Raw genomic sequence first — 14,356 nt, 5'->3', positions numbered from 1 at the left:
TTTACTCCTGCATCACCACGGGCACCGAGGCATCCACCGCGTCGGCCACCTGCAGCGCGTCCCAGTTGGTCATCCGAACGCAGCCGTGCGATTCGGTCTTGCCCACGTGGCCCGGTTCGGGCGTGCCGTGCAGGCCGTAATGCGGTTTGGAAATGTCGATCCAGACCGGCCCGACCGGGTTGTTGGGACCCGGCGGCAGGGTCGCCTTGCGGTCACCGGCCTTGGCGTCCCAGAACAGCTTCGGGTTGTAGTGGAACGGCGGATCGCGCGAGATGCCCAGGATTTTCCACTCGCCGATCGGCAGTGGGTCATGCTGGCTGCCCGACGACACCGGGAACTGCGCGTACACCTTCCCCTGCGCGTCATACAGGCGCAGCGTCGAATCGGACTTGTCGATGACCAGCTTGGCCGCCTTCGGCAGCGCCGCCGGCGCGATGTTGGGCACCTGGATCGTGCTGCCGGCCTTGGCCAGGTCTACGCCCGGGTTGAGCGCCTGCAGCAGCTTGGGGTCGGCGTGGAAACGTTCGCCGAGCGCTTCGCCCACGGAAGTAAAGCCCATCGCCTTGAGCTTGGCCTGCTCGGCAGGCTTCTTCGGAACGGGCTGGAAGGGGCCAGCCACGTCTTCGGCGGTGAGGGTGTAGCTGGCCAAGGGCGGCGTGCTGTCCGGCTGCAGCGCCTGCCAGGTGGCGTCGTCCAGCTCACCGGTCACCTTCAGTCCGCGCGCGGCCTGGAAGCCGGCCACCGCGCGCTTCTGGTTCGAACCCGTGAGCCCGTCGATCTGGCCCGGCGAGAAATGCGCGCGGTCCAGCAGCACCTGCGCATGCAGGTCAGAGCGTGGGCCGGTGGCCACGGCATCGCTTTCGGCGATGGGCGCGGGCAGGGTAGCCGGAGTCTGCGCCACTACCGGGGTTGCGGCGGCCAGGGCAAGGGCAAGCAGGGAAACGGAGGCAGGCAGGCGCAGCGGCATCGAATACTCCAGGGCAGGTTCATCCCCACCATGCCGGAGCGCGCTGCACAGGCCCCGTGAAATGCCTGACGGGCAGCTGACCGGCAACGCGCTGCAGCGGCGCCGCCGGTCGGCTTGGCTTTTACCGGACGTCGCGCAGTTCCCAGTGGTGGCCGGCGAGCAGGCGCAGCCGCTCCTTCAGCACATCGCTGTTGATGGTGGTGGTGACCACAAGGTTGATGCGCAGGTCTTTCTGCTCACCCGTCACGGTGGCAGCCGGGTCGGTTGCACCCCACTGCGGCTCGACGGCATCGGGATCCGGCTGCTTGGCGCGCCAGCGGTCGAACAGGCCGGTAGTGCGCAGTGCGGCCTCCAGCTCCTCTGCGAAGCCGCCGGCGCTCTGCGAACTGAAAGAAAGATCGGCATCGTTGCCGTGTGCCTTGGAAGGGTCCGGCAGGCTGATGAAATACTGCGACATGGTGGTCTCCGTTGAATGCGGCAAGGCTGGCAGATGCGCGGTGGAATCGGTGTGCAGAAACCGGCCGTGGTCTGTTGCTCAGGCGCTGAAGGTATGCGGCTCGTCCGCGAAACCAATGGTGACCGCGCCCTTGCCCACGTTGACCATGCCGGTCAGGCTCATCACCGATTCGTACACGTCGACCCCATGCGCTTTGCAGGTCTCGCGCAGGCCGGCATAGCCCGGCAGTGCCTGCAGGTCGGCCAGTTCGCCACCATAGCTGACGCACACCGTGGGCGTCAGCAGCCCCGCCCGCACGCGCTGTCCAACGAAATCGAACAGCTTCTGCACGGCGTTGTCGAAGCCCTTGATCTTGGCCACCGGACCGGTGGTGCCCCGGTAGCCGTGCAGCACCGGCTTGATGTCGAGGGCGCTGCCAAGCGCGGCGCTGATCAGGCCGACGCTGCGGTCGCCCTTGTGCCGGGCCCGGGCGCGCATGTAGTAGAGGTCGCGGGTGACCATGTAGCCGTGCACGTTCTGTGCCAGGCTTTCCAGCCGCTCGCGGATCTGCTGCACGCCGGCGCCGCTTTCGCGCAGGCGCACGGCTTCCACGGCCGTCACGCCCTGCGCGGCGAACAGGTTCTGGGTGTCCAGCACGCGCAGCGCGAACGGCGAGTTGTAGCCCGCGGCCTGGCGCACCGGTTTGTAGTCGTTGAGGATCGCGAAGCTGGCCTGCATCGCGTTGTCGTAGATCGGACTGCGGGTCTTGGTGATCGTCATGCAGAACACGTGGTCGTAATCGATCACCAGCTTGCCCAGGAACAGATCGCGGATCTGCACCACGCTGAAGGGAATGGTCTCGGCCTCGGCACCGTGTTCGGCCACGTGGGCGTGCAGGAAACTCAGGGTGGCCTGTTCGTCGCGGTGGTCGGCCAGTACGGCCTCGCCAATCCGGACGGTGATGGGCAGCCGCACGATGTTGTGCTGCTGGATGAAGTCCTGCGGCAGATCACAGGCAGAGTCGACCACGATTCCGATGCGCATCCTGTTTGCCCCCTCCAGGCAGGTGTCCGTTCGAAAGTGTGAAAGCTATCTCAAAACGCGTCCGGTTACCTGACCGCGCGGGTCAGCTCGGCCGGCTCCGTTCCACTGCTACCGGCAGCGCGTCGATCCGTTGCCATTCCGGCCGCTGCAGCAGGGCCGGATCGGCCAGCACCGCCGCCATCAACGCGTGGCTTTCGTTGCCCCAGAACAGCTCACCATCGATGGACAGGGTGGGGACCCCGAACACGCCGGCGGCGATGGCCGCCTCGGTGTTCTGGCGCAGCTGCTCCTTGACCGACGGCGCCGACACCGCGGCCACGACGTCGCCCACGTCCAGCATCGCCGCCGGCAGGGCCAGGGCCTGCGGCGTATCGGCCGCACGGCCGTCGCGCCAGATCCAGTTGAACAGGATGTCCAGCGACGCCGGCGTGGCGTTCGCCGCCAGGCACAGGCGCAGGGCGGCCAGCGGGTTGAACGGGTGGCCGGGCGGGAAGCGCAGCGGCACGCCCTGCTGCTGCGCCTGCCAGAGCACCTGACGGTAGGTGAAGCGGCGCTTGGCCGGGATTTCGGCCGGGCCCAGATTGCCCAGGTGATGCAGCACCGCCCCCAGCGCGATCGGCACCGGGGTGATGCGGTCGAACTGCGGCAGGGTTTTCAGCTGCTGCCAGTGCAGGTAGGCGAACGGGGAGACGAAGTCGAAGTACCAGCGCAGGGTCATGGGATTCCTTGGCCTTCAGCCAGGCGGGGCCTGGCTCTACGGGTCGTGTAAAAGACCTTAGCGCGAATATGCCCTGGGTTCGCGGGTGGCCGGGGCGGCATAGCGGTCGCGCAGCTCGGTCTGGCGCGAGCGCATCGGCATGCTCCGGCCGCCCAGCCAGACCTGCTCGGCGTAGTGGCTCACATCGAGCGGGTCGCCTTCCCACAGCACCAGGTCGGCCAGCTTGCCCGGCTCGATGCTGCCCAACGTGTCACCGACGCCCAGCACCTGCGCCGGAATCCGGGTCAGCCCGGCCAGGCCGTCCTGCCAGGGCAGGCCATTGGCCACTGCATTACCCGCCAGCTGGCGCATCTTGCGCGCGTTGTGCGAGGCATCGTCGCGCTGGGCGAAGCTGACCTGTACCCCGGCCGCATGCAGCCGGGCCGCATTTTCCAGGGTCGCGCCGAGCTGGTCGAAGCTGCTGGGCAGGTTGCCCAGCGCGTCCACGAACACCGGCACCTTCGCCTGCGCCAGCAGCGGCGCCACCCGCCAGGCTTCGGCACCGCCGGCAATGGCGATGCTCACCTTCTCGCGCGCGGCCCAGCGCAGCAACTGGCGGATGTCCGCGGCGCGGTCCACCTCCACCACCAGCCGTCCCTGCCCGGCCAGGTAGCGCGCCAGCGTGGCGCGGCCGGCAGGGGTGAGCAGGGCGTGCGGCGAATCGACCGGCACCCGGTTGCGGGCTTCGCTCACCATCTGCTCCAGCAACATCCACTGCGCCGCACGCGAGGTGCCGGTGAGTTCGGCGCCGGACGAGCCGAGGCGGATGAACAATGCACGCGGGCCGATCGGATCGGCGCTTCCATCCAGCCGCATCACCCCTCCCTGGCCGGCGATGAAGCTGCCGTCGCTGTTGGCGCCCAGGGCGGTGAAGCCTATGCCGTCAAGGCGCGCAACGGGGATCAACACCGAGGCCGGGTTGTAGGCCAGGGTGACGTCGAACTCCGGTCGCATCGGCTGGTCCTGCAGCTTCAGCGAACTGTCCACCGTGGTCGATTCGCCGGACACTTCGTCGATGCCGATATCGGTGATGCCCCCAAAGAACGCCGGGGTCAGCGGGCGGCCGTTGGCCTCCACCACCGTGGCGCCGGCCGGTGCGGCCAGGCCCGTGCCTACGGCGCGGATCACGCCGGCCTGCACCAGCACATCGCTGTGTTCCAGGCTGCCGCGCGCGCTGGCGGTGTGCACTGTGGCATTGCGGATCAGCAGGTCCTGCGCCCCGCTGGCGGGCGCAGCGCCAAGCAGTGCCAACACCAGCAGGCTGCGCTGCAGTACGCGGGTGGCGGTCATGGGCGCGCCTCCTGGCCAAGCATGAAGTCCGACAGCGGCTGGCGGCGCACGTCGTGGCGGTCGTAGACCTGGTGGCCGTCGATGTAGACCTTTTCAGTCATTGCGTAGGAGCTGAAGGGGTTGCCGTTCCACACCACCACATCGCCCATCTTGCCTACCTCCAGGCTGCCGGTCTGCTTCTCCACGCCCAGCGAGCGTGCTGCGTTGAAGGTCAGCCAGCCGATGGCGCGTTCGGGCGCGATCTGCATGCCGGCGCGGCGCGCGTTGGCGATCACCTTGGCTGCCTCCTGGTTGAGCCGCTGGATGCCCTCGGGCGAATCCGAGTGCACGATCGCGCAGCTGTTCGCCGGGCGGTCGACCAGCGCGATGTTTTCCTGGATGCCGTCAAAGGCTTCCATCTTGAAGCCCCACCAGTCCGCCCACAGCGCGCCGCAGACGCCTTCGGCGGCCAGCCGGTCGGCCAGCTTGTAGGCTTCCACGCCATGGTGGAACGCGGCTATCTTGAAGCCGAACTCCTTGGACAGGTCCAGCATGGTGGCCATTTCGTCGGCGCGGTAGCAGTGGATGTGCACGCGGATGTCGCCGTCGATGGCGCCAGCGAGCGTATCCAGCTTCAGGTCGCGCTTGCCGCCGGTATCGCCGGCGCTGTCGCCCTTGTCGCTGCCGCCGAACCAGCGCTTCTTCTTGACCTTCTTCGGCGCGTTCTTGGCCAGGTATTCGCTGGCGTCGATGAAGGCGGCGCGGTACCCGGCCACGTTGCCCATGCGGGTACCCGGTGCCACGCCCTTGCCGCCGCCGTATACCCGCTTGGGGTTTTCACCACAGGCCATTTTCAGGCCCCATGGTGCGCCGGGGAACTTCATTGCCTGGTAGGTGGTGGCCGGCACGTTCTTGAGCGTCACCCCGCGGCCGCCGACCAGGTTGGCAGAGCCGGGCAGCACCTGCATCGAGGTCACTCCGCCGGCCAGCGCAGCGGCAAAGCCCGGATCCTGCGGCCATACCGAATGTTCTGCCCAGACGTTGGCGGTGACCGGTGCGGTCATTTCATTGCCATCGCTGTGCGCGCTTACGCCGGGGCTGGGGTACACGCCCAGGTGCGAATGCACGTCGATGATGCCGGGGGTGACCCACTTGCCGGTGCCATCGACCTGCACCGCGTTGACCGGTGCCTCCAGCGCGCTGCCCAGCGCGGCGATGCGGCCATCGCGCAGCAGCAGGTCGGCCTGCTCCAGGCGCGCGCCGGTGCCGGTGAGCACGGTGGCGTTGCGGATCAGCACCGGGGCCGAGGCAATCGGCGCATAGGTGCTGGGGTAGGGGTCCTGGGTGAAGCGCGATGCGGCCGGCGCCGACGGCGCAGCCAAGCCGAACAGCGCCAGGCCCAGCCCGGCGGTCAATCGTGTACGCATGTCATCCCCGAAGCGGCGTGAAAGATCCCCCGCGACGCTAGCCGCTGGCCGGCGCGTTGCCAAGTGGCCAAGTGCATGCCCTGTCCGCCGCCGGCTTGCTTATTCGTTGCAGCGCACGACAATTGCCGCATTCAACGGGATGCCACGCCGAGCCGCGCCATGAAAAACAAACAGGAAATCGTCGAAAACTGGCTGCCGCGCTACACCGGCGTGGCGCTGGACCAGTTCGGCCCGCACGTACTGCTGACCAACTTCGGCGGCTACCTGCACGTGTTTTCCCAGCTCACCGGCGCGCCGGTGCAGGGCCTGGACCGGCCGATGGCCAGCGTCACCAGCGATGGCATCACCCTGATCAACTTCGGCATGGGCAGCCCCAACGCGGCCATCGTGATGGACCTGCTGTCGGCGGTGATGCCAAAGGCCGTGCTGTTCCTGGGCAAGTGTGGCGGGCTCAAACGCAAGAACCAGCTGGGCGACCTGATTCTCCCGATTGCAGCGATCCGCGGCGAGGGCACCTCCAGCGACTACCTGCCGCCGGAAGTTCCCGCGCTGCCGGCGTTCGCGCTGCAGCGTGCGGTGTCCACCACGATCCGCGACCTCGGTCACGATTACTGGACCGGCACCGTCTACACCACCAACCGGCGGGTCTGGGAACACGACGAGGCGTTCAAGGAAAAACTGCGGCTGATGCGCTGCATGGCCATCGACATGGAAACGGCCACCCTGTTCGCGGCCGGCTTCGCCAACCACATCCCGATCGGCGCCCTGCTGCTGGTGTCCGACCAGCCGATGATTCCAGATGGGGTCAAAACCGAGGCGTCCGACGCCAAGGTCAGCTCCCAGTTCGTTGAAAACCATATCCAGATCGGTATCGAGGCGCTTAAGCTTATACGGCGCAACGGCAAGTCGGTCCGCCACCTGCGCTTTGACGAATGATGGCAATGGCAGGGGTGGGCGCCTGGAAGGCGCGCCGCCCGCAGGGGTATTGAATGGACGTGGCGGCACAAGTAGTGGAATTCTGGCGCAACGCGGGACCCCAGCAGTGGTTCGCGCGCGATGACGCGTTCGATGCGCGTTTCCGCGAGGCATTCCTCGACGAACACTTCGCTGCCGCCCGGCGTGGGCGCGAGCATTGGCTGGAAACGGCCGATGGCGCACTGGCGCTGATGATCCTGCTCGACCAGTTCCCGCGCAACTGCTTCCGCGACACCGCCCATTCCTACGCCACCGACGGCCTGGCCCGCCACTACGCCATGCGCGCGGTGGAAGAAGGCCTGGACCTGCAGCTGGTGCCCAAGCTGCGCGCCTTCATCTACCTGCCATTCGAGCATTCCGAAGACCCGCAGGACCAGGAACGCTCGGTGGCCATGTTCGACGTGCTGGGCGACAAGGAATACCTGCAGTACGCCGAACTGCACCGCGACATCATCCGCCGCTTCGGGCGGTTCCCGCATCGCAATGCGGTGCTGGGGCGGATGCCGACCCCCGAAGAACTGGACTACCTCGCCGAAGGCGGCTTCGCCGGCTGACCGACCCCGCGCAGCGACGCAGGGCGTCGCTCTGCAGAATGGCACAATGGAGCATGTCGTCGTTTCAGGATGCACGGCGCTGGTAGCGTCGGTTCCCAAACGACGGCCGTGAGATCATCCGCGTTCTTTAACGTCGATGAATGATCGAACGCGCCGTCCGAAGTCAGGGTGGGGCGAGACATTCGAGAAGGCGTGGGTAAGGAATCATCCTCAGATTTCGTAGCCGTTTTCTGATTCTCTGGAACTGTCGCAATCACACATTGAGCGGCTCTTCGCTGGTGCGTACTTTCTCATTCCGCCTGGAGATGCTGTATGAGAGAAGTTACTGCCCAGGAAATCGAGGCTGTCGCCGGCGGGGTGGTGCCCATTGCGGTGGCGGTTGGCTGGGCGTTCGCGAAAGGTGCGTTCGCCGGGGCCTCAGCGGCTGGTGGGGTATATCTTGGATATCAGTTCTACCAGATGGCCAAGTAGACAGGCCCGCGAGGCCCGTTTGCCCCACGCTCTGGAGGGTGTCAATTGAAACTTGTCGAAGGCTTTGACCGCCAGCATAGAAACTTTTACTTCTGGTTTCTGGTTGTAATGGCATTCTGTTCTGGATTGATGTTGATCGCCGGATTCTTTGAGGAGTCCCCCCGCAATCTTCCAAAGCTGGTTCGCATTGCTCTGGCCACCCTGTCTTTATTTGCGGCCACGGCCAGCTACCTGTCAATCGACCGTTTCGACCGTTCGTACCCGCTGGTTGGCCTATCATCCGTGGTGTATGCGGCGTCACTCTGGGCGTTCGGGTTGCCAACCGCCCTGGTGCTGCTGATCGCCATTCCTTCACTCGTTCTGTCTGTGCTGTGCCTGATATTCAAAGGCGCGGCGGACCTTACGGATAAAGTGGATTGACATGAAAAACGCCGGCTTGCCGGCGTTTTTCTTTACCGCGTGACACGCAGGGCGTGTCACTACGCGCCATCAATACTTCGGCACGCTGTTGTCAACCGCATCCGACCAGGCATCGATGCCGCCGGTGATGTTGTAGACCTTGCTGAAGCCCAGCGCACGGAACTGTTCGGCGGCCTGCGCGCTGCGGCCACCGTGGTGGCACAGGAACGCCAGCGGGGTGTCCTTGGGCAGGGCTTCCAGCTCGGCACGGCTGTTGCCGTCGAAGGTCTTGAACTCGCCGCCAATCGAGGCAATCGCACGCTCATCGGCCGGGCGCACATCCACCACGGTCAGGGTGCCGGCGCGGCGCTGGTCGTCGGCATCGCGAACGGCCAGTTCCTGCACGGCCTTCGGCGCATTCGGGTTGTCGATGGCCAGGCCTTTGCCACGGATATCGTCCACCCAGTCGATGGTGATGCCCTCGGCGCGGCGCGCGCTCGCCAGGTCGAACTGCACGCGCAGGCCATTGGATTCAGCGGCAATGGCGCTGTCATCGTGCGGGGCCAGCTGGAAGTTCGGCTGGAAGCTGGCATCGATGCTCAGCTGCAGCGAAGCACCCGGTGCATCGGCCAGCGCACCGCGCAGCATTTCCACCGCGGCCGGGGTCACGGTGATGTTCGGCGGGGTGCGGTCCGGCGCGGCCAGGCCGAGCACGCTGCTCAGCTCACCGCTGCTGGCCATCTGCAGGATGATGTCGCTGCCGCCGACCAGTTCGCTGTCGATGTACAGCTGCGGGATGGTCGGCCAGTCGCCGTAGGCCTTGATGCCTTCACGGATTTCCGGGTCGGCCAGCACGTTGACGTGGGCGAACTCCACGCCCAGGTCCTGCAGCGCGCCCACGGCCTTGGCCGAGAACCCGCACTGCGGCATGGTCGGCTGGCCCTTCATGAACAGCACGACGCGGTTGGCGGTAAGGATGGATTCGATGCGCGAACGCAGGGCGGGATCAAGGGACATGGTGGTCGGGTCCGGAGTTTCGAACCTTACATTCTACGCGGCATGGCATCATGGGGCATGACCGTACCGGAAACGTTGCATCGCATTCCCCGCCGCCCGTGGCGCTGGCTGCCCTGGCTGCTGCTGTCCCAGCTGGCCGTGGTGCTGGCCTGGTGGGCCTGGGGCTGGGCCATCGGGCTGCCGTTGATGGTCGCCTCGCACGCCCTGTTCCTGGTGCCGGTGTTCCTGCCCAACAGCCGCTTCTACGCCCCGGTGCTGAGCCACCTGCCGGCCCCGGCTGAACAGGTCTGGCTGACGATTGATGACGGCCCCTCCGAAGAGACCCCGGCCGTGCTGGACCTGCTGGACCGCTATCAGGCCAAAGCCACCTTCTTCATGGTCGGCGAGCGCGCTGCCGCCCAGCCGGAACGGGTGCGGCAGGTGCTGGCCCGGGGCCACGATCTCGGCAACCACAGCCACCGCCACCCGCAGACCCGTTTCTGGCGGCTCGGCCCGGCGGCCATGGCCGACGAAATCGCCCGCTGCCAGCAGGCGCTGACCGCCATCGCCGGCACCCCGCCGCGCTGGTACCGCTCGGTGGTGGGCATGACCAACCCGTTCGTGGCCCCGGCACTGAAGCGCTGGGGCCTGACCCGGGTGGGCTGGAGTGCACGCGGTTTCGACGGCGTCGACTGCCAGCCGCAGGCCGTGGTCGACCGCATCGTCGCCCAGCTTCGTCCGGGCGCGATCGTGCTGCTGCACGAAGGCGCCGCCCACGGCCACAACCTCGCCATCATCGAAGCGGTATTGCAGGCCATCCAGGCGCGTGGTCTCAGTGCGGCGTTGCCTCTGCGCCCGCTGTCGGATGCGCATCCACCCATTGCTGGTGGATCCAGCTCCCCAGCGACGCCTGCGCCCACAACAACGTGATCGACAGCCCCAGCGCCAGCACGCCGGTCACCCGGCGTCGCTGGTGCTGCAGCGCGCTGCCGATGCCCAGCAGCAGGCCCACCACCGTGACACCCAGCGCCACGAACAGCATCACCAGCACCGCCACCGGCACCTCATGCATGCCCGCGTAGCGGGGCAGGTGCGCCACATGCGCGGTCACCGCGAACAGCACCAGCGCCACCAGGCTCACCGCCAGCGCGGCGATGCCCAGCGCAGAATGGCGGCGGCGGGAAGTCGTCATGCCGGCTGCCTGCGTACGGCCGTCACCAGCCAGTTGTTGAACGGTGTATTGCCGTACAGCGGCGTCATTGCCAACTGCAGCCCGGCGGCCTCCAGCGGTGCGCGCACGCTCGCCGCATCCGGGTAGTGCCGGGGCCGCGTGCCCATCCAGCCGACCAGGTGCGCCAGCATGTCGGTGATCCGCGTGGTACGGTCGCGCCCGCTGTTGTCGGCCAGCGTGGTGCGGATCACCAGCCGCCCGCCGGGTGCGACCCGTGCCGCCGCGTCGCGCAGCAGCACCGGCTGCGCGTCGGCCGGCAGGTATTGCAGCACGTCCAGCAACGCCACGCTTCCGTGGTGATCGGGCAGGGCAGCGCTGGCATCCACGCACTCAAAACGCGCATCGTGCAGCGCCGCGCGCGCACCCGCACGCTGCGCGCGGGCAATCTTGTCTGCATCGATATCCACGCCATGGTAGGACTGCGTGCGCTGGTTCTGCCGCAGCACGTGGGCCAGCAATCCCAGCCCGCAGCCAATATCCAGCAGGGGCAGCGAACACGGCGCGAGCGCACCGAGCACGCCCGGATACAGCGGGTCGCTGCCGAGTTTGCCGCGGCTGTAGTAGTAATCGCGGCGGTTGCCGAAGCGCTGCGCCGGCATGAAGGCATCGGCGATGCGGTGGGCCTGTTCCCTGGCCAGTGGTAACGCGTCCGTGCTCAGCGTGCTGCCTCGTCATCCAGGTGGGCGCGAACGAGCGGGAAGGCCCGGCGCGTCCATTCGGTATACATCGCCGCCGACGGATGCAACCCATCGTCGACCAGCATGTCAGGTTCCGCACCGCGTTCGCGGCTGATCGCGGTGATGTCCACGAACGCCACCGCGTGCTCGGCACAGATCGCCTGTGCGGCCGCGTTGTAGGCATCCAGCTCGTGTGCGATCTGCGCCGGATCGCGCTTGTTCTCGCGCGCATACGGGGTCACGCCCCAGTCCGGAATGGACAGCACAAACACCCGCCGTCGCTGCCGCCCGGCAAAGCCGAGCGCGCGCTGCAGCAGGGCAGCAAAGCGCGGGCGGTACTCCTCCACGCTGCGGCCGCGGTACTGGTCATTGACCCCGATCAGCAGGCTCACCAGTCCGAACGGGCCCGTTGGCGAGGCGGCATCGATGCCCGCATCCAGTTCGTCGGTGGTCCAGCCGGTGGTGGCGATGATCTGCGGTTCGGCCACCACGTGGCCGGCCTCCTGCAGCGCCGTGGCCAGCTGCACCGGCCAGCGCCCGCCCGCGGCCACGCCTTCACCGATGGTGTAGGAATCGCCCAGGGCCAGGTAGGACAGCGCCACCTCAGGCCACCGCGCTGCGCGGCTTGAGCGGTACCACCTTGGTATTGGCGTCGGCGCGGCGGGCCAGCGCCCGGTCGATGCGTGCGAACACATCGCGCATCACCTCGGCCTCCGGCAGCAGCGTCACCCGGAAGTGGTGGCGGTAGGGCACGTTGAAGCTCGAACCCGGCACTACCAGCACGCCTTCCTCGTTCATCAGTTCCAGCGCGAAATCGTGGTCGTCGAAGCTGCGCGCGGCTGCGCCCACCACCGCCGGGAACGCATAAAGCGCGCCGGCCGGAGCCACCAGCGACAGATGCTCGCTGGCGTCGCAGGCCTCGATCACCGCGCGCCGGGTTTCATACAGGCAGCCACCGGGGGCGCACAGCGCCGACACCGTGTCCGGGCCGTTGACCGCCGCATCAATGGCGTACTGGCCCGGCACGTTGGCGCACAGGCGCAGCGCGCTGAGAAGGTCCATCGCGGCGCGGAACTCACCCAGCCGTTCCGCCGCACCAGACAGCATGGCCCAGCCCACGCGCCAGCCGCACGCGCGGTGCACCTTGCTCAGGCCGCTGAAGGTGATGCACGGATGCTCGCCGGCCAGCGGGGCCACGGGCTGGAACTGCGCGTCGTCGTACAGGATCTGGTCGTAGATCTCATCGACCATCAGCAGCAGATTGTGCTTGGCCGCGATGGCCACGATACGCTCCAGCAGCTCGCGCGGATAGCTGGCGCCGCTGGGGTTGTTCGGGTTGATCAGTACGATGGCGCGGGTGCGCGAGGACACCAGCGTCTCGATCTCCACCGGGTCCGGCTGGAAGCCGTTCTCGGGCGCACAGCGGTAGTACACCGGGCGGCCGTCGTTGAGGATGGTTGCCGCCGACCACAGCGGATAGTCGGGCGAGGGCACCAGCACTTCGTCGCCGGGGTTGAGCAGGGCGCGCAGCGAGAGGTCGATCAGCTCGCTGACACCATTGCCGATGAATACCCGGTCCGGGTGTGCATCGGGCGCGCCACGGCGGGCATACGCGGCGGCGATGGCCTCGCGTGCCTCGGGCAGGCCCTGCTGGTGGGTGTACGGATCGGTGCGGCCCATGTCGTCGGCAATGGCACGCTGCAGGTGTTCCGGCGCGCGAAATCCAAAGTTGCCCGGGTTGCCGATGTTCAGCTTGATCAGCTTGCGGCCCTGCGCCTCCAGCTCACGCGCTCGCCGCGCCAGTTCGCCCCGGATCTCGTAGCGGACTTCGGACAGGCGCTCGCGGGTGGCAAGCGGCTTCAGCGGGGGCGTGGACATGACTGGGCCGTGGTTCGGGCATGGAAATCGCATACTAGCGGAAATGCTGCGTTGCAGGGCAAGGGCTCCCGGGCAAATTCCCAGCATTGGCGGGCAGTTGCCGCCGATGCCTCTAGAATGGGCACATGAGCGAACCGATCGACTACCGCGCCCTGCAGACCATGGGCTGGCCCTGGGCAGGCGCCCCCGAGCTGCCCAGCTGGCAGGCCCTGTTCGAGCAGTACCCACAGGCCCGCCCGGGCCGGGTGGTCGAACAGCACCGCACCGGCTACGTGGTGGCCGATGCCCCGGGCGCGGCGATCAAGACCGAATCCCCGGCCGAATGGCAGCGCCCGCGCTTCCCCAGCCACGAACGCGCGGCGGTCGGCGACTGGGTGCTGCTGGACGGCATCCTGATCGTAGCGCTGCTGCCCCGGCGCACCGCGATCAAGCGCGGTGCGGCCGGCGAGCATTACCACCAGCAGGTGATCGCGGCCAACATTGATACCGTGTTCATCGTCTGCGGGCTGGATTCGGACTTCAACCCGCGCCGGATCGAGCGTTACCTGATGCTGGTGGGCGGTGGCGGCGCGCAGCCGGTGGTGGTGCTGACCAAGGCCGACCAGACCGAGTACAGCGAAGACGCCCTGGCGGTGCTCGAAGAACTGGCCGCGCAGGACATCCCGCTGCTGGCCATCAACGGCCGCGACCCGGCCAGTGCCAGCGCGCTGCTGCCGTGGCTCGGCGCCGGGCAGACCGTGGTCCTGGTCGGCTCCTCCGGCGCCGGCAAGTCGACCCTCACCAACACGCTGCTTGGCTACGAGCTGATGAAGACCGCCGAAGTGCGGGGCAATGATTCCAAGGGCCGCCACACCACCACCCATCGCGCGCTGATTCCGATGCCGTCGGGCGCGTGCCTGATCGACACCCCTGGCATGCGTGAGCTCAAGCCGACCGGTGAAGAAGCGTTGGGCGAAGTGGGCTTTGCCGACGTGGAAGCGCTGGCTGCCCAGTGCCGCTTCCGCGACTGCGCGCACCAGCGTGAGCCGGGATGTGCGGTGCGCGCGGCGATCGACGCCGGTGAGCTGGACGAAGAACGGCTGCTCAACTACTTCAAGCTGAAGGACGAAGTCGCCGCCGCGGCGGCCAAGCTGGCCGTGCGCCAGGCCCAGCAGGCGCTGGAGCGCAAGCATGTGAGCAAGGGCGCGCAGTGGCGCCCGCCGGGCAGGAAGCGCTGACCAAAGCGCGCTGGCCCTACCAGGGGAGGGGCCGACAGCGCGGTTCGGGCCTGCTAAT

The 14,356-nt window shown here is 67.5% G+C and carries 17 protein-coding genes; 6 read left to right on the top strand and 11 right to left on the bottom strand.

Annotation, left to right across the window (positions count from 1 at the left end; translation table 11 throughout):
• Position 1: 1 nt before the first annotated feature.
• From ACGFZ3_RS06645 to ACGFZ3_RS06620, 6 genes are all read right to left on the bottom strand, one after another.
• Entirely contained in the window at positions 2-967 is a 966-nt protein-coding gene (locus ACGFZ3_RS06645; RefSeq protein WP_392918145.1) for a L,D-transpeptidase family protein, read from the bottom strand.
• Positions 968-1,088: 121 nt separating this feature from the next.
• Positions 1,089-1,424: a hypothetical protein gene (locus tag ACGFZ3_RS06640; protein WP_392918143.1), complete on the bottom strand. Its 336-nt coding sequence runs from the start codon at positions 1,422-1,424 to the stop codon at positions 1,089-1,091.
• Between the two features lie 78 nt (positions 1,425-1,502).
• Entirely contained in the window at positions 1,503-2,447 is a 945-nt protein-coding gene (locus ACGFZ3_RS06635) for a DegV family protein (protein ID WP_392918140.1), read from the bottom strand.
• Positions 2,448-2,529: 82 nt separating this feature from the next.
• Complete coding sequence (locus tag ACGFZ3_RS06630; RefSeq protein WP_392918137.1) at positions 2,530-3,165, bottom strand: 2-hydroxychromene-2-carboxylate isomerase; 636 nt, start codon at positions 3,163-3,165, stop codon at positions 2,530-2,532.
• Between the two features lie 57 nt (positions 3,166-3,222).
• Complete coding sequence (locus ACGFZ3_RS06625; protein WP_392918134.1) at positions 3,223-4,494, bottom strand: amidohydrolase family protein; 1,272 nt, start codon at positions 4,492-4,494, stop codon at positions 3,223-3,225.
• Complete coding sequence (locus ACGFZ3_RS06620; RefSeq protein ID WP_392918132.1) at positions 4,491-5,900, bottom strand: amidohydrolase; 1,410 nt, start codon at positions 5,898-5,900, stop codon at positions 4,491-4,493. Before ACGFZ3_RS06620 ends, ACGFZ3_RS06625 begins: the two co-directional genes overlap by 4 nt.
• A gap of 159 nt (positions 5,901-6,059) precedes the next feature.
• Here ACGFZ3_RS06620 and ACGFZ3_RS06615 point away from each other — a divergent pair, with 159 nt between their 5' ends.
• The 4 genes from ACGFZ3_RS06615 (at position 6,060) to ACGFZ3_RS06600 (ending at position 8,320) form a co-directional block, all read left to right on the top strand.
• Entirely contained in the window at positions 6,060-6,836 is a 777-nt protein-coding gene (locus tag ACGFZ3_RS06615; protein WP_282247266.1) for an AMP nucleosidase, read from the top strand.
• Between the two features lie 53 nt (positions 6,837-6,889).
• On the top strand, positions 6,890-7,429 hold the full coding sequence (locus tag ACGFZ3_RS06610; protein WP_392918128.1) for a DUF924 family protein: 540 nt from the start codon (positions 6,890-6,892) through the stop codon (positions 7,427-7,429).
• 312 nt (positions 7,430-7,741) lie between these two features.
• Complete coding sequence (locus ACGFZ3_RS06605; RefSeq protein ID WP_392918125.1) at positions 7,742-7,900, top strand: class IIb bacteriocin, lactobin A/cerein 7B family; 159 nt, start codon at positions 7,742-7,744, stop codon at positions 7,898-7,900.
• A 45-nt stretch (positions 7,901-7,945) separates the two neighbouring features.
• Positions 7,946-8,320: a hypothetical protein gene (locus ACGFZ3_RS06600; RefSeq protein ID WP_392918123.1), complete on the top strand. Its 375-nt coding sequence runs from the start codon at positions 7,946-7,948 to the stop codon at positions 8,318-8,320.
• 69 nt (positions 8,321-8,389) lie between these two features.
• On the opposite strand, the gene grxD is transcribed toward ACGFZ3_RS06600, so the two are convergent.
• The gene (gene grxD, locus ACGFZ3_RS06595; protein WP_392918120.1) at positions 8,390-9,316 is read right to left on the bottom strand and encodes a Grx4 family monothiol glutaredoxin; all 927 of its coding nucleotides are present in this window, start codon (positions 9,314-9,316) and stop codon (positions 8,390-8,392) included.
• 57 nt (positions 9,317-9,373) lie between these two features.
• Between grxD and ACGFZ3_RS06590 the strand changes: the two genes are divergently transcribed.
• Positions 9,374-10,225, top strand: coding sequence for a polysaccharide deacetylase family protein (locus tag ACGFZ3_RS06590; RefSeq protein WP_392918117.1), 852 nt, complete (start codon positions 9,374-9,376; stop codon positions 10,223-10,225).
• On the opposite strand, the gene ACGFZ3_RS06585 is transcribed toward ACGFZ3_RS06590, so the two are convergent.
• Genes ACGFZ3_RS06585 through ACGFZ3_RS06570 form a run of 4 tightly spaced genes read right to left on the bottom strand, consistent with a single transcriptional unit; the run spans position 10,128 to position 13,081 of the window.
• Positions 10,128-10,487, bottom strand: a complete 360-nt coding sequence (locus ACGFZ3_RS06585; RefSeq protein ID WP_392918114.1) for a hypothetical protein — start codon at positions 10,485-10,487, stop codon at positions 10,128-10,130. The genes ACGFZ3_RS06590 and ACGFZ3_RS06585 overlap by 98 nt on opposite strands.
• Positions 10,484-11,125, bottom strand: coding sequence for a methyltransferase domain-containing protein (locus ACGFZ3_RS06580; protein ID WP_392918111.1), 642 nt, complete (start codon positions 11,123-11,125; stop codon positions 10,484-10,486). Before ACGFZ3_RS06580 ends, ACGFZ3_RS06585 begins: the two co-directional genes overlap by 4 nt.
• Positions 11,126-11,181: 56 nt before the next feature.
• The gene (locus tag ACGFZ3_RS06575) at positions 11,182-11,805 is read right to left on the bottom strand and encodes an SGNH/GDSL hydrolase family protein (RefSeq protein WP_392918108.1); all 624 of its coding nucleotides are present in this window, start codon (positions 11,803-11,805) and stop codon (positions 11,182-11,184) included.
• A gap of 1 nt (position 11,806) precedes the next feature.
• Entirely contained in the window at positions 11,807-13,081 is a 1,275-nt protein-coding gene (locus tag ACGFZ3_RS06570; protein WP_392918105.1) for a pyridoxal phosphate-dependent aminotransferase, read from the bottom strand.
• 125 nt (positions 13,082-13,206) lie between these two features.
• On the opposite strand from ACGFZ3_RS06570, the gene rsgA reads away from it, so the two are divergent.
• Positions 13,207-14,298, top strand: coding sequence for a ribosome small subunit-dependent GTPase A (gene rsgA / locus ACGFZ3_RS06565; protein WP_392918102.1), 1,092 nt, complete (start codon positions 13,207-13,209; stop codon positions 14,296-14,298).
• The last annotated feature ends 58 nt before the right edge of the window (positions 14,299-14,356 follow it).

This window comes from Stenotrophomonas sp. NPDC047960, from assembly GCF_043204395.1.
In the GTDB taxonomy this organism is placed as follows: domain Bacteria; phylum Pseudomonadota; class Gammaproteobacteria; order Xanthomonadales; family Xanthomonadaceae; genus Stenotrophomonas.
The sequence above is the reverse complement of the archived record's forward strand: the minus strand, read 5'-3'. Positions and strand labels throughout refer to the sequence as shown.